This is a genomic window from Mycobacterium sp. 1165178.9 (assembly GCF_001673555.1).
Classification (GTDB): domain Bacteria; phylum Actinomycetota; class Actinomycetes; order Mycobacteriales; family Mycobacteriaceae; genus Mycobacterium.
Genome location: NZ_LZMB01000103.1, coordinates 21,559 through 35,961 on the forward strand (window position 1 = coordinate 21,559; position 14,403 = coordinate 35,961).

13 protein-coding genes and 1 pseudogene are annotated in these 14,403 nt (G+C 65.7%); 10 read left to right on the top strand and 4 right to left on the bottom strand.

Annotated features, from left to right (window positions below; all coding sequences use genetic code 11):
* Positions 1-32 precede the first annotated feature (32 nt).
* The 4 genes from A5652_RS05235 to A5652_RS05250 all read left to right on the top strand — a co-directional run bounded on the left by A5652_RS05235 (position 33) and on the right by A5652_RS05250 (position 4,626).
* Positions 33-1,655, top strand: coding sequence for a class I adenylate-forming enzyme family protein (locus A5652_RS05235; protein ID WP_067347317.1), 1,623 nt, complete (start codon positions 33-35; stop codon positions 1,653-1,655).
* Positions 1,642-2,415 (top strand): class II aldolase/adducin family protein, encoded by a 774-nt coding sequence (locus tag A5652_RS05240; RefSeq protein WP_067347320.1) that lies wholly within the window; start codon positions 1,642-1,644, stop codon positions 2,413-2,415. Before A5652_RS05235 ends, A5652_RS05240 begins: the two co-directional genes overlap by 14 nt.
* Positions 2,416-2,528: 113 nt before the next feature.
* Entirely contained in the window at positions 2,529-3,797 is a 1,269-nt protein-coding gene (locus A5652_RS05245) for an amidohydrolase family protein (protein WP_067347322.1), read from the top strand.
* Positions 3,798-3,804: 7 nt separating this feature from the next.
* Positions 3,805-4,626: a class I SAM-dependent methyltransferase gene (locus tag A5652_RS05250; RefSeq protein ID WP_067347324.1), complete on the top strand. Its 822-nt coding sequence runs from the start codon at positions 3,805-3,807 to the stop codon at positions 4,624-4,626.
* An 8-nt stretch (positions 4,627-4,634) separates the two neighbouring features.
* On the opposite strand, the gene A5652_RS05255 is transcribed toward A5652_RS05250, so the two are convergent.
* A complete protein-coding gene (locus A5652_RS05255; protein WP_067347326.1) occupies positions 4,635-5,660 on the bottom strand; it encodes a nitronate monooxygenase family protein in 1,026 nt (341 codons plus the stop codon).
* 103 nt (positions 5,661-5,763) lie between these two features.
* On the opposite strand from A5652_RS05255, the gene A5652_RS05260 reads away from it, so the two are divergent.
* Positions 5,764-7,365 carry an arylsulfatase gene (locus tag A5652_RS05260; RefSeq protein ID WP_067347349.1) on the top strand — a complete coding sequence of 534 codons (1,602 nt, stop codon included), beginning with the start codon at positions 5,764-5,766 and terminating at the stop codon, positions 7,363-7,365.
* Here A5652_RS05260 and A5652_RS05265 read toward each other — a convergent pair.
* Positions 7,356-8,015 carry a class I SAM-dependent methyltransferase gene (locus A5652_RS05265; RefSeq protein WP_067347328.1) on the bottom strand — a complete coding sequence of 220 codons (660 nt, stop codon included), beginning with the start codon at positions 8,013-8,015 and terminating at the stop codon, positions 7,356-7,358. The genes A5652_RS05260 and A5652_RS05265 overlap by 10 nt on opposite strands.
* Positions 8,016-8,099: 84 nt before the next feature.
* On the opposite strand from A5652_RS05265, the pseudogene A5652_RS05270 reads away from it, so the two are divergent.
* Positions 8,100-9,092 (top strand): annotated as a pseudogene (locus A5652_RS05270) (Gfo/Idh/MocA family protein).
* Here A5652_RS05270 and A5652_RS05275 read toward each other — a convergent pair.
* Positions 9,080-9,919: a sugar phosphate isomerase/epimerase gene (locus A5652_RS05275; protein WP_067347330.1), complete on the bottom strand. Its 840-nt coding sequence runs from the start codon at positions 9,917-9,919 to the stop codon at positions 9,080-9,082. The pseudogene A5652_RS05270 and the gene A5652_RS05275 sit on opposite strands and share 13 nt — an antisense overlap.
* Positions 9,916-10,524 carry a preprotein translocase subunit SecD gene (locus A5652_RS29090; RefSeq protein WP_067347333.1) on the bottom strand — a complete coding sequence of 203 codons (609 nt, stop codon included), beginning with the start codon at positions 10,522-10,524 and terminating at the stop codon, positions 9,916-9,918. Before A5652_RS29090 ends, A5652_RS05275 begins: the two co-directional genes overlap by 4 nt.
* Before the next feature lie 209 nt (positions 10,525-10,733).
* On the opposite strand from A5652_RS29090, the gene A5652_RS05285 reads away from it, so the two are divergent.
* The 4 genes from A5652_RS05285 to A5652_RS05300 form a co-directional block, all read left to right on the top strand.
* Complete coding sequence (locus A5652_RS05285; RefSeq protein WP_067347335.1) at positions 10,734-11,405, top strand: TetR/AcrR family transcriptional regulator; 672 nt, start codon at positions 10,734-10,736, stop codon at positions 11,403-11,405.
* Positions 11,406-11,648: 243 nt separating this feature from the next.
* Positions 11,649-12,851, top strand: a complete 1,203-nt coding sequence (locus tag A5652_RS05290) for a cytochrome P450 (RefSeq protein WP_067347338.1) — start codon at positions 11,649-11,651, stop codon at positions 12,849-12,851.
* Entirely contained in the window at positions 12,851-13,687 is an 837-nt protein-coding gene (locus A5652_RS05295; RefSeq protein ID WP_067347351.1) for a mycofactocin-coupled SDR family oxidoreductase, read from the top strand. The genes A5652_RS05290 and A5652_RS05295 overlap by 1 nt, the downstream gene beginning before the upstream one ends.
* A 34-nt stretch (positions 13,688-13,721) precedes the next feature.
* Positions 13,722-14,403 (top strand): enoyl-CoA hydratase/isomerase family protein (locus tag A5652_RS05300; RefSeq protein ID WP_067347340.1); only part of this gene is annotated, 682 nt, incomplete at its 3' end.

Consider the following 14,403-nt stretch of genomic DNA (forward strand, 5'->3'; position numbering starts at 1 on the left):
CGACCGGCAGGCGACTTTCCTATCATTTAGCGATGAGCGCCGGTGGCCTGGAAACCGTGGGCTCGCCGGCATTCACCGACGAGGACTCGGCCCGGTTTCGCGCGGCGGGCTGGTGGCACGACTCGACGCTCTCGGATGCGGTGCGTCGCAACGCTCAACGGACACCGGATCGCATCGCCTATCTGGATTACGGCAGACCGGCGTTCACCTGGCGTGAATTTGACCGTGCGGCAACGCGATTAGCCGAAGAATTGGCCGGGGTTGGCGTCGCCCGGGGTGATCGGGTGGCGGTATGGCACGGCGACTCCGCCGCCATTCACGTGCTGTTCGTGGCGATCGAACGATGCGGGGCGGTGGTTGTCGGCATCGGCGCACGCGCCGGCACCCGCGAGGCGTCCGCAATCCTGCGCGACGCTCAACCGAAAATCCTGATCAGCGATCCGGCCCGCTGCGGGGCCGCCACGGAGGTTACCGACGAACTGCGGGTGCCGGGGATCGTGTTGAGCCACGACGGCGAGACGATCCGCCTCGATGTCGACGCCGAGCCCAAGCCGTTGGCGGCCGGCCGCGAACTCGGCCCGGACGACGTGTTCCTGATCAATTCGACGTCCGGCACCACGGGGCTGCCCAAGTGCGTCGTGCACACCCAGAACCGTTGGCACTACTTCCACCAGAAGGCCGTCGTCAACGGGCAGCTGACCAGCGACGAGGTATTCCTGCCGGTCATCCCCACCCCGTTCGGGTTCGGGCTGTGGACCAGCCACACCACCCCGATCTACCTCGGCGCCACCGCGGTGATTCTGGACCGGTTCACCACCGAAGCCACCTTCGACGCGATAGCCCGACACAAGGTCACCGTATTGTGTTGCGTCAGCACACAATTGATCATGCTGATGGCGGATCCGGCCAGTCGCGGCTACGACCTCAGTTCGCTGCGCGTCGTCTACACGGGCGGGGAGGCCTTGCCGTATCGACCCGCGGCCGAGTTCGAAGAACTCACCGGCGCGAAAATCCTGCAGTTCTATGGCTCCAACGAGACCGGGTTGCTCAGCGCGACCACCGTCGAAGACTCGCGCGAGCGGCGGCTGCGCACCGGCGGACGTCTCGTCCCCGAAATGAACGTCCGGCTGTTCGACGGCGACCGCGACGTGACCGCGACAGGACGCGGCCAGCCCGCGTGCCGGGGTCCGGCGACCAGCCTCGGTTACCTCGGCGGCACCGACCACGACAAGCTGTTCACCCGCGATGGATGGATGCGCATGGGCGACATCTGTGAAATCGACGACGACGGCTATCTGCGTGTCACCGGGCGCACGTCCGATTTCATCGTGCGCGGTGGCAAGAACATCAGCGCGAGCCAGGTCGAAGACGCTGTCATGACGCACCCGGACATCGCGATAGCGGCGGCGGTCGCCATGCCCGACCCGGTGTTCGGCGAAAAGGTCTGCCTCTACGCCGAACTCGCCGACTCTGCCACCCTCGACCTGCCCGGGCTCGTCGAACACCTGCTGGCGCTGGGGGTTTCCAAGGAACTGCTGCCCGAGCGGCTCATCGTTCTCGACGAGCTGCCCCGGTCATCCGGTGGGAAGGTAGCCAAAGGCCGGCTGCGCGAGGATATTGGAGCCAGAACGGAGGCTGGTCATGAACGCTCCTAATGCACGTCGCGGCGGGTTGGAAGTCTGGGCGCCGTCGGTGGTTCCTCCCATCGGCGCAGACCTGTCCAGCGAGCAGTCACTGGCCATCGCCTTTCGTCACCTGGCCGGCATCGGTTTCGCCGAGAACATGGCCGGACACATCACCTGGCAGCCCGACGGCCAGACGAACATGTTCGTCAACCCCTGGGGCCTGTGGTGGCAGGAGATCACCGCCTCCGATATCTGTGTGGTAGACGGTGGCGCGCGCGTGGTCAGCGGGCGCTGGGACGTCACCCCGGCCATCCACATCCACACCGAACTGCACCGGGTACGCGACGACGCCCGCGTGGTGATCCACAACCACCCGTACTACGTCTGCGTCCTGGCCGCGCTGGGCCGACTGCCCGAGCTGGTGCACCAGACCGGTTCGCTCTTCCTCGACGACCTGCGCCTGGTGGACACGTACGACGGCGAGATCGACAGCCCCGCACGCGCCGCGGAACTCGCCGCCCGGATAGGCGGCGCAAACCTGACCATCTTGGCCAACCACGGCGTCATCGCGACCGGCCGCAACCTGCCTGAAGCCGTCTACCGCGCGGCGTCCATCGAGCGCGTCTGCAAGCTGGCCTACGACGTCCTGCTCACCGGTAGGGATCCGGTGACCATGAACTGGTCGGACATGGCCGGCATGCAACGGTCGCTGATCGAACGCGCCGCCGACGTGTACTGGGCCGGGGCGGCGCGCATGACCATCAAGGCCGACGCCGACGTGCTCAAGTGAACCGCATCCTCGAGAGTGCACCCACGGCGGCGACACGCCGACAAACCTCGCCGCCACCGCACGCTGAAAACCGTTGCGTCACAATCAACGCCGCCCCGCAAGGAGATTGACGAGTGAAATCGATCGACGAGCTGGCCACCGACCTGAACTTCACCACCGCGAAGACCGGCAGCGAGCGCTCGGTCACCTTCCTGCCCGATCCGCCGCGGGCGCCGCGTCGTTACACGGTGATCTCGGTGGACGACCACATCGTCGAACCCCCGGACACCTTCGCCGGCCGCCTGCCCCGTAAGTTCGCGGACCGGGCGCCGAGAGTCGTCGAGACCAAAAGCGGGGGACAAACCTGGCTCTATGACGGTAAGGAACTACCCAACGTCGGCTTCAATGCGGTGGTCGGACGGCCGGTGGCCGAATACGGTTTCGAGCCGGTCCGATTCGACGAAATGCGCAGGGGCGCATGGGATATCCATGCCCGGGTCAAGGACATGGACCTCAACGGCATCTACGCCTCGCTGAACTTTCCGTCGTTTCTGCCGGGCTTCGCCGGGCAACGGCTGCAGCAGGTGACCAGCGACCGCGACCTGGCACTGGCCTCGGTGCGGGCCTGGAACGACTGGCATTTCGACGTCTGGGCGGGTTCGTATCCCGACCGGATCATTCCCTGCCAATTGCCGTGGCTGCTCGATCCCGAACTCGGCGCGACGACGATCCGCGAGAACGCCGAGCGCGGCTTTCACGCCGTCACGTTCAGCGAGAACCCGGCGATGCTCGGGCTGCCCAGCATTCACACCGACCACTGGGATCCGCTGATGGCGGCCTGCGCGGAGACCGGCACCGTGGTGAACCTGCATATCGGATCGTCGGGGTCGTCACCGTCCACCACGGCGGACGCGCCACCGGATGTGCAGGGTGTGCTGTTTTTCGCCTACGCCATCTCCGCCGCGGTCGACTGGTTGTACTCCGGACTGCCCAGCCGGTTCCCCGACCTCAAGATCTGTTTGTCCGAGGGCGGAATCGGTTGGGTAGCGGGCCTACTGGACCGACTCGACCACATGCTGAGTTATCACGAGATGTATGGCACCTGGCAGGCGCTCGGTGAGCCCTTGACCCCCGCGGAGGTGCTGACCCGCAATTTCTGGTTCTGCGCGGTCGAAGACAAGTCCTCATTCGTGCAGCGCGACCGGATCGGCGTCGAGAACATCATGCTGGAAGCCGACTACCCGCATTGCGACTCGACGTGGCCGCACACCCAACAAACCATTCACCAGCAAATCGGCGATCTACCGGCCGATGTCATCCGCAAATTCAGCTGGGAGAACGCATCACGTCTGTATCAGCACCCGGTGCCCGCCGAGGTGCAACAGAATCCCGAGGCGTTCTGAGGAGGCCATGACCACGACGGACAAAGTTGACTTCAGTTCGGTGCCCTGGGGCTCGGTGGAGTGGACGAACCTCGTGACCCTCTACTTGCGCGCTCACGAAAGCCGCACGGAGCGACCGATTCTGGGGGATGGGCCGGCCGCGGAAGCGGTTGACCGGATCGCGTATGACTTCAAGCGAATCCATCGGATGTCGTGGCCCGCGGCCAACCAGTACCTGGTTACGCTGCGGGCCAGACAGCTCGACGACTGGTGCGCCGAGTTCCTGGGCCGCCATCGGGATGCGGTTGTGCTACACCTGGGTTGCGGCCTCGACGGGCGCGCCTTCCGAGTGGCCGTACCGCCGACCGTGTTGTGGTTCGACGTGGACCAGCCAAGCGTGATCGGGCTCCGGCGTCGACTCTACGACGACACCGAGCGCTACCGGATGATCGGCTCGTCGGTGACCGAACTGCAGTGGCTCGATCAAGTCCCGACCGGACGGCCGACCCTGATCGTTGCCGAGGGCCTGCTGATGTATCTGCACGAGCAGGAAGTGCGGCGGCTGCTGCAGCGCATGACCGACCGATTTGCCGGCGGCGAAATGCATTTCGATACGCTCTCGGCCCTGGCGCCGCTGATGTCCAAGCTCTTCACGAGAGGAATCATCAAGTGGGGCATCCGGGATGCGCGCGAGATTGCGACCTGGAACCCCCGGCTGCGGTTCATCGAGCAGGCGCCCGTGCTGGCCGACTACAAGCGAATCCCGTCGGCCGCGGTGCGGTTGATCTACCAGATCACGTGGATGACGGCCGGTCGCCACTACGACGTGCTCAACCGCTTCGAATACTGACTAACCGATCACAGGTCGGACGCCAGCCGGCGCAGAATGTCGGACGCGGACTCCGCGGTCGCGTGCCGGTATCCGGTGCCCGCCCAGAGGTGGACGTAGTCCGGCTTGCCCGCCGCCGCCGCGGCCTTGCGCAGCGGGCTGGTCAGGTGATGGATGGCGGGATAACCCGCCGGCGCCTCGGCTCCGTGGGCGTCGATGAACGCGTTGCGCAGGCCGCGGGCCGGCCGGCCGGTGAATGCCCGGGTCAGCACCGTCTCGGTGTAGGCGGGATCGACCAGGGCCGCCTGGTGAGTGGGCGAGGCGCCGCTCTCGGTAGCGCGCAGCAGCACGGTACCCACCGCGGCCGCGGCCGCGCCCGCGCGGATCACCTCGGCCACCGCGGCGGGAGTGGCCAGCCCGCCGGTGGCCATCACCGGCAAGGGCACCTTCGCGACGACCTGCCGCACCAACTCGACGATCGGGACCTGCGTCAGCGGCCGCTGCGGCGAGAGGGTGCCGGAATGGCCGCCGGCGGCCGCGGCCTGCACGGTGAGCATGTCGACGCCGGCGTCATACGCCTGTGCGGCCTCCTCAGCGGTGGTAACCGTCTGGACCACAACGCTGTTGGCGCGTTGCAGCGCGGCGATCACGTCGCGCGACGGAATGCCGAACGTGAACGACACCATCGGAACCGGGTCGTCGAGCAACAGCGCGATCTTCTCGTCGAATCTGTCGTTGTCCTCGACGGGCTCGGACGGCAGCGTCAGCCCGAACTGGTCGGCCTCGGCCTGCATGATCGCGGCGTAAGCGTGATAACGCTGCGGGTCGACGGGAACCGGATTGGGAGCGAAGACGTTGACCCCGAACGGGATTCCTTCGGTGCGAACGGCTTTGATCTCACCCTCGATGGCCTCGACGGACTTGTATCCAGCCGCGAGCACGCCCAGTGCCCCCGCGCGGGTGGCGGCCGACACCATGGCCGGGGTCGTGGGTCCGCCCGACATCGGAGCCGCAACCAGCGGAACCGACATTCCAAACTGCGTCAACATCTCCATGCCCTTTCGCTGTTCCGCGGCCTTGCCCGATCTCGACAATCTAGGCGCCGAGGCGGTGCGGCAGCATTCCGCCCCGGCGATGGACCTGGCAGGATGCTTGAGCGTGACGCGCCCCAACTTCCTCGTGATCGTTGCAGACGACCTCGGGTTCTCCGACCTCGGCGCGTTCGGCGGCGAGATCGAGACGCCCAACCTCGATCGGCTGGCCCATGCGGGCGTCCGGTTCACCGATTTCCACTCGGCCCCGGCCTGCTCACCGACCCGGGCGATGCTGCTGACCGGGACCGACCACCACATCGCCGGCATCGGAACGATGCTCGAGGTCGCGTCGCCGGAATTCCGCGGCGCGCCAGGGTACGAGGGCTACCTGAACGACCGGGTCGTCGCGTTGCCGGAATTATTGCGTGACGCGGGCTATCTGACGCTGATGTCGGGCAAATGGCACCTGGGCGCGACGATCGAGACCTCGCCATGGGCGCGCGGTTTCGAGCGCTCGTTCGCCCTGCTGCCAGCCGGCGCCAGCCATTACGGCGGCTCGGCGGCGCGCGGATTCTCTCCCGTGCCAACGCTCTACACCGAAGACGACCAATTCGTCACCGTGGGCGAGGACTTCTATTCCTCGGACTCCTATACCGACACACTGCTGAGGTATCTGGAAGAGCGGGCTCCCGGCGACGACCGGCCCTTCTTCGCCTATCTGCCCTTCCAGGCCCCGCACTGGCCCCTGCAGGCGCCCGACGAATCCATTGCGAAGTATCGGGGCCGCTACGACGCCGGGCCGGACGCGCTGCGTGAGGAGCGCCTGGCCGCGCTCAAGCGGCTCGGCCTGTGTCCTCCCGACGTCGTGGCACACCCGGTGGTGGCCGACGGCGCACCGGAGTGGGCCGACATGACCGACGAGCAGCGCGCGGTGTCGGCGCGCAGCATGGAGGTCTACGCCGGAATGGTCGATCGGATGGACTACAACGTCGGCCGGGTGATCGATTTCCTCTCGGCCAGCGGCGAACTCGACAACACCGTCGTCATCTTCATGTCCGACAACGGCGCCGAGGGTGCGATCGTGGAGGCGATGCCGCTGCGTGGTCCGCAGATCGCCGCACAGATCGAAAAGCATTGCGACAACAGCCTGGACAACCTCGGCCGGCCCACGTCGTTCATCTGGTACGGCCCACGCTGGGCGCAGGCGGCCACCGCACCGTCGCGCCTGCACAAGGCGTTCACCACCCAGGGCGGAATCCGCGTCACCGGCTTCGTCACGTGGCCCGGCTTCGCCCGGCAACAGCAGATCGGCACCGCGTTCAGCACCGTCATGGACATCGCGCCGACCCTGCTCGAGCTGGCCGGGACCACGCACCCGGGCACGTCCTACCGTGGCCGCCAGGTTGCCGCTATGCGCGGCCGGTCCCTGGTGGATTACCTGACGGGCGCCACCGAGACCGTGCACGACGCCGACACCGGCACCGGCTGGGAGCTGTTCGGCCGTCGCGCCATCCGACGGGGCGACTGGAAGGCGCTGTACCTGCCGGCACCGTACGGCCCGGGCACCTGGCAACTCTACGATCTGGCTTCCGATCCCGGCGAGATCGACGATCTGGCCGGGTCACGGCCCGACAAGCTGACCGAGCTGCTGACGCTGTGGGATCGCTACGTCGAGGAAACCGGCGTGATCCTCGACCCCGTCTCCGTGTACGACGTTCAGCTCTGAACGGCCTCGAAGAGCTCGACCGAACCACTGTGCCGTGCGGCCAAGACTTCGAGTCCCGCATCCCTGAGCCAGCGCTGGACGTCACCGGCCTCCGGCGTGATCCCGAAAAAGCCCGCCGCCTGCAGCGCGGTCACAAAACGATCCTGACGCCGGCCGCGACCACGTACACACGTGCTCCCGCGCAGAATCCCGCCCGGCTTGAGCACACGGGCGAGTTCGACGACCGCCGCTCGGGGGTCGGGCAGGCAGTGCAGGCCGTTGAACGTCAGTGCCAGGTCAAAGGTGTCGTCCTGGAAGGGCAAATGCGTGATGTCGGCGTCGGCGAACTCCATCAGGCCGGCCACCCCCAACTGAGTCGCCCGGCCGCGGGCCCGGCTCAGCATGTCCGGAGAGATGTCAGCGGCGACGTAGCGGCAATTCTGCCCGGGGCGCAAGCCACGAAAGGCAAAGCCACCACCGCACGGGATGTCAAGTATGTGGGCGCCGTCGGGGGCTTCACCGACACGCTGAACCTCGGCTAGCAGGTCATGTAACGTCAATCCCCACAACGCTTTTGCGCCCACCGCAGCGACGCTGTCGTGCATTGCGGCCGTGTTGTACAACGCCGATGCCACCCGAGCGGCACGCCAGCGTTCCGTTACCTGCCCCATCCGCTGACTCTAACGGGAAACCGAGGGGTGGCAAACCTCGGCGGGGCGATAGGCTCAGCGGCGTGTACGGAGAGCAGGGGCGCGATGGCTGACACCGCGATACGCATCGGCGTCCTGGGGGCGGCCAGAATCGCGCCCCTGGCGTTGATCAATCCCGCCAACCAGAACCCAGAGGTCACCGTCGTTGCGGTCGCGGCCCGCGACGTGGCGCGCGCGCAGGCGTTCGCCGCAACACACGGCATCGCTTCGGTGCACGGCGATTACGAGGCGCTGATCGCCGACCCCGAAGTTGACGCCATCTACAATCCGTTGCCGAACGGCCTGCATGGACGTTGGACCCGGGCCGCACTGGCCGCGGGCAAACACGTGCTGTGCGAAAAGCCGTTCACCGCGAACGCGGCCGAGGCGCGCGAAATCGCCGAATTGGCAACCGATTCGGACCGCGTGGTGATGGAAGCTTTCCACTACCGCTATCACCCGATGACGCTGCGCGCCGAGGAAATCATCGCCTCCGGCGAACTCGGTCCGCTGCGGCACGTGGAGGCCGCGCTGTGTTTCCCGCTGCCGAAGTTCTCCGACATTCGCTACGACTACGGGCTTGCCGGCGGGGCGATGATGGACGCCGGATGCTACCCGGTGCACATGGTCCGCACTTTCGGTGGACCGTCGCCGGAAGTCGTTGCCGCACAGGCCAAACTGCGAGACGAACAGATCGACCGGGCCATGACCGCCGACTTGCGGTTCCCGGCCGGACACACCGGTCGGGTGCGCTGATCGATGTGGTCATCGCGGCTGCTGCAGATCAGCGCTCGGGTGATCGGCGAACACGGCGAGCTGCGCATTCTGAATCCCGTGCTGCCACATTACTTCCATCGGCTCTCGGTGCGGTCACGGCGGGGTAAGCGGGCGGAACGGTTCGGGCGCCGGAGCTCCTACGCGTATCAGCTTGATGCGTTCGCCGCGGCCGTGCTGCGCGGCAAACCGATCATGACCACCCCGAACGACGCGATCGACAACATGACCGTCATCGATGCGATCTATCGCGCGGCGGGCCTCCCGCTGCGCTACCCGAGCTGAACCTCCGACAGTAACCGTCGTGCGGCCTCGACGCACGGACGCAGCCGGTCGATCGGGCTCACCCCCGCCAGCGCCAAAGATCGCCTGGGAACCTCGATTTCGAGCACCGTGTCGACGGGCAGCGCGGACAACAGGTCGTGCAGCGGAAGTTCACCTTCACCGGGAACCATGCGCTCGAACATGGCTTCCTGCAGGTAATTGTCGATGCGCGGCCGCAGCGTGGTGTCGTTGAGCTGGGCGTAGCCGATCTGATCGGCAGCGATGGCGGCCAGGTCGGTGGCCCCGGAACCCGACCGCACCAGGTGCATGGTGTCGATCAACAACCGAAATTCGTCCCGGTCAACGTAATGCTTGGCGGCCAGCGCGGAGCTCACGTCGCCGATGGTCAGCCCGGGCACCGGTTCGACGACCGTATCGATGTCGCGCTGGGCGGCAAGGTCCGTCAATGCGGCGAACTGGTCAAGCGTTCGGGGCAGATCGGGGTCGAGGCTGACCACGTTGACCCGGGGGACACGAAGCTCGGCCAGCACGTCAAGGTCGGCGCACAGAGCGCTCACGTCTGCGCCGGGCAGCACGAGGAAGCCATCACCCAGAGAGATGCTGACGCCCCGGTCGCCCATCGCGGCGAGCAAGTCCTTCCGCAGACCGTCGTCGTCCTTCAACGAGAAAGGGGGATAGCCCAGCGGCACCAGCGGCATGCCCTGGACGGCGACCGAGACGTACTGGCACCCCAAGTCCGCGGCGAGACTCACCAATTCGATTGGGGGTAGCCCGAATACGCTCAGCATGCCGATTCCGAGGCGGTCCGGGCGCCCGGCAACGATCATGCCGGGCGACCGACCAATTGGGCCAATTGTGCGGCGCCCTGGGCTGTTTGGGTAGTGAGCACGATCCGCCCCGACGTCACCGGTTGTTCAATGATCGGCGCTTCCAGCACCATGTTGTCCCGGATGAAGGCCACGTGGTCCTGCAGATGCGCGCCCGTGAATTCGGTCCACGCGGCGGCCGATGGCGGATCCAGCACGAGGGTCAGTTCGTAATAGTCCGCGGTCAGCGACTTCGGGGGGTCCACATGGACGAGCCCGAGCTGCATGGTCTCGGGACCCAACGTATAGACGGTGGTTCGCCCGATGTCACAGGTGGTCAGTACCTCGGTCGGTTTCACGGCAACGTTCGCATCCGTGGCCGGGCACTTGACGGCGGGTGTGGTCGGCTGCGACTTCGTCACCGCCCGGACCGGCAACGGTGCAATCTGCACGACCGGCGGCGGTGGCGGGGGCGGCGGAGCAGTCGTGCTGGGTGGCGCGGTGGTCGACGAGCTGGACGGCGCGGGCTTATGCGCCTGCTGACAGCCGCACATCGCTGCGGCGAGCAGACCGACGGACCCCAGCCAGGCGGTGGCACTGCGCGCGCCAAAACGACGGTGAATCATCGCCAATGCACTCTACCCGCAGGATCTTTGATTCCACTCTCGACCGGAACTCCTGCACGGCAATTTCTTTTGCGCCTTGGGCGTCGATTGTTGAAATCGCACGAATGGGCGGACAGTGCCGGCGGGGCTAGGCCTGCGTGCACATGCTACGGCGATGCGCTCTTTACTGACACTACGAATATAGAGTAAGGTCGCCTTTTACCAGGATTATGGATAAACGACGCAAGCCCAACCCCGCCGAACGCCGCCGCGATCTATGCGATGCGGCGATCCGGTTGCTGGCCGATGACGGGGCCAAGGGGCTGAGCCACCTCAAGGTCGATCGCAAGGCCGGGGTGCCGGACGGCACGACCTCGTTCTATTTCCGCACGCGATCGGCGTTGCTGCGCGCGGCGGCCGAACGCTCCGCCGAGCTCGACCTCGCCGAGCTGCAGGCCATCGCGGACAGTTCCGATGGCGGCGCGCCTTCGCGGTTGTCACAAGTGGTCATCCAGGCCGGTAGCGATCCACAGTTGTACCGCACGAGGGCCCGCTACGAGCTGACCATGCAGGCCACCCGGGACCCCGCGCTGGCCGCGATTCTGCAGCAGGCCACCGACGAGTTCACCAAACTGCATCGCGAAATCCTCGTACAGCTGATGCCGCATGGTGCCGAGCTGGAGCCGGCCGTCGTCGAGGATTTGAGCAACGTCACGCTGACGTTCATCAATGGCCTGCTGCAGCGGTTCGCGCATGGCGACCGGATCATCGACAGTCCCGAACAACTCGACGGAATCTTGTCGGCGATCGCGGCCGGAATCTTGAAGAGTTCGGCCAAGGGCCGGCTCACGCAGACCGGCGGCCTTCGGGTGTTGCGGCGCGGGATGGCCGGGTCCGCGTGAGAGCACCGGCCGGACACGGTAGCTCTAGCTCTTGCCAGGGCACCCGCTGTATGGTTCTCTACGACAATAGAGTAGGACCACGTTCATGCGCCGTTTTCAGCCGAGCTTGTGCGCATATCAGAGCGACGCAATTAAGCGGAGTGTATAAATTGCCCCAACCGAATCCAGCGCTGCGACGCTGGCGGCGCTAGCCCTGGTGCAGGTAATGCGGGCGTCTAAAACTGCAGCGGTAGGAGGGATTTCGTGACGGCGAGCACCGATAGCCATGTTCGTTTCGATCCATACGATGTCGGGCTGATCGCCGACCCGTATCCCATGTTCGCGCGATTGCGCGAGGAGGCGCCGCTTTACTACAACGCCGAATACGATTTCCACGCCCTGAGCCGCTACGCCGATGTCAGCAAGGCGCTCGTCGACCACGAGACATTCAGCTCGGCGCGGGGCGCGATCCTGGAACTGATCAGGGCCAACCTGGAAATCCCGTCGGGCATGTTGATCTTCGAGGACCCGCCCATCCACGACGTGCACCGCAAACTGCTGTCGCGCATGTTCACCCCGCGCAGGATCGCCGCGCTCGAGCCGATGATCCGCGACTTCTGCGCACAGTGCCTGGATCCGCTGGTTGGCTCGGACCATTTTGACTTCGTCACCGACCTGGGTGCGCAGATGCCGATGAAGGTCATCAGCATGTTGCTGGGCATCCCCGAGGAAGACCAGGAGTACATCCGGGACCGGGGCAACGCGCAATTGCGTACCGAAGCCGGAAAGCCCATGAGCGCCGCCGAGCAGGGGCTGTCGGTGGGCGAGCAGTTCGAGGCCTACATCGACTGGCGCGCCGACCATCCGTCCGACGACATCATGACCGAGCTTCTCAACGTCGAATTCGTGGACGAGACCGGCACCACCCGGCGGCTTTCTCGCGAAGAGATCCTGGTCTACCTCAACGTGGTGGCCGGGGCCGGCAACGAAACGACTACACGGCTGATCGGTTGGTCCGGAAAGGTCCTCGCCGAGCACCCCGATCAGCGCCGGGACCTCGTCGAGAACCCGACGCTCATCCCGCAGGCCATCGAGGAATTACTGCGGTACGAGCCGCCGGCGCCGCACGTGTCCCGTTACGTGACCCGCGACGTCTCCGTGCACGACCAAACCGTGCCGGAGGGCAGCGTGATGATGATGCTGATCGGGTCGGCGTGCCGCGACGAGGCCCAGTTCGGGCCCGACGCAAACGAATTCAATCTGCACCGCACGGTCCGCCCGCACCTCACCTTCAGCATGGGAACCCACTTCTGCCTGGGCTCGGCGCTGGCACGTCTGGAAGGCCGCATCGCCCTGGAGGAGATCCTGAAACGATTCCCCGAGTGGGAGGTCGACCTGAGCGGTGCCATTCTCAGTCCGACCTCCACGGTGCGGGGCTGGGAGTGTATGCCGGCGCTGGTGTCGTGATGACCGGCCGAGTCGAGGGCAAGGTCGCTTTCATCAGCGGTGCCGCGCGCGGTCAGGGCCGCAGTCACGCCGTCCGTCTGGCGCAAGAGGGCGCTGACATCATCGCGATCGATGTCTGCGGGCCGATCGACAACCTGGCTTATCCCCACTCGACGCCCGAAGACCTCGCCGAGACCGCGGATCTGGTCAAGAACCTCGATCGTCGCATCGTGACTGCGCAGGTGGACGTCCGCGACTACGACGGGCTGAAGGCCGCTGTGGACAGCGGGGTCGAACAGCTCGGGCGTCTCGACATCATCGTCGCCAACGCGGGCATCGGCACCTTCGGCAACAAGCTGCACAAGATCCGCGAGCAGATCTGGCAGGACATGATCGATGTAAACCTCTCCGGCGTCTGGCACACCGTGAAAGCAGGGGTGCCACATATCCTCGCCGGCGGGCGCGGTGGCTCCATCGTGCTGACCGGTTCGGTCGGATCGCACAAGGCCATGGCATACACCGGCCACTACATCGCTGCCAAACACGGTGTCCTCGGCCTGATGCGGGCGTTCGCCGTCGAGCTCGGCCAGCACAGCATCCGGGTGAACTCGGTACATCCCAGCCAGGTCAACACGCCGATGACCATGAATGACATCACCTTCCGGCTGTTTCGACCGGATCTGGAGAATCCGGGGCCGGAGGATTTCGCGCCGTTCTCGCAGATGACTCACACGATGCCGGTGCCGTGGGTGGAAGCGGTCGACATCAGCAACGCCGTCCTGTTCCTCGCCTCGGACGAATCTCGTTACATCACCGGCGTTTCGCTGCCAGTCGATGCGGGCGCATTGCTCAAATAGGCACTAACCAAGAATCAAATGAAAGAAGAAGCCCATGCCCGAATATGACTACGAAAAGCTGAAGAAGGAAGCCGAGCAGTACATCAAGTTCGAAAAGGACAAGAAGAACCGGATCGCGTACATCACGTTCAATCGCCCGGAAGAACTCAACTCGACCACGCTGGGCATGCGGCAGAACTATGCGGACCTGATCCACAAGTGCAACGTGGACGACGACGTCAAGGTGGTGGTGATCCGCGGCGAGGGACAAGATTTCGGCAGCGGCGGCGACCTGCCCGAGCAGCGTCCGATGCTGGAGAACCCGGGCTTGCCCCTGCATCACGAGCTCGCGATCAACGACGACGACGTCAAGTACCCACCGGGTGGTTCGTACCGCTACCTGTCCACCGTCACGGACTTCTATGCCAAGGCCCGCGCCGGAAACCGTCCGTTGCAGGAGCTTCGGAAGATCAGCATCATCGAGGCCAAGGGCTACTGCTACGGGTGGCACTTCTATCAGGCCGGCGACGCCGACCTGGTGATCGCTAGCGACGATGCCCTGTTCGGGCACCCGGCCTTCCGATACGTGGGCTGGGGACCGCGCCTGTGGTGGTGGGCCGAGACGATGGGCTTGCGTAAGTTCTCCGAGATGCTGTTCACCGGAAGGCCGTTCAGCGCGAAGGAAATGTACGACTGCGGCTTCGTCAACAGTGTGGTGCCCCGCGACAAGCTGGAGG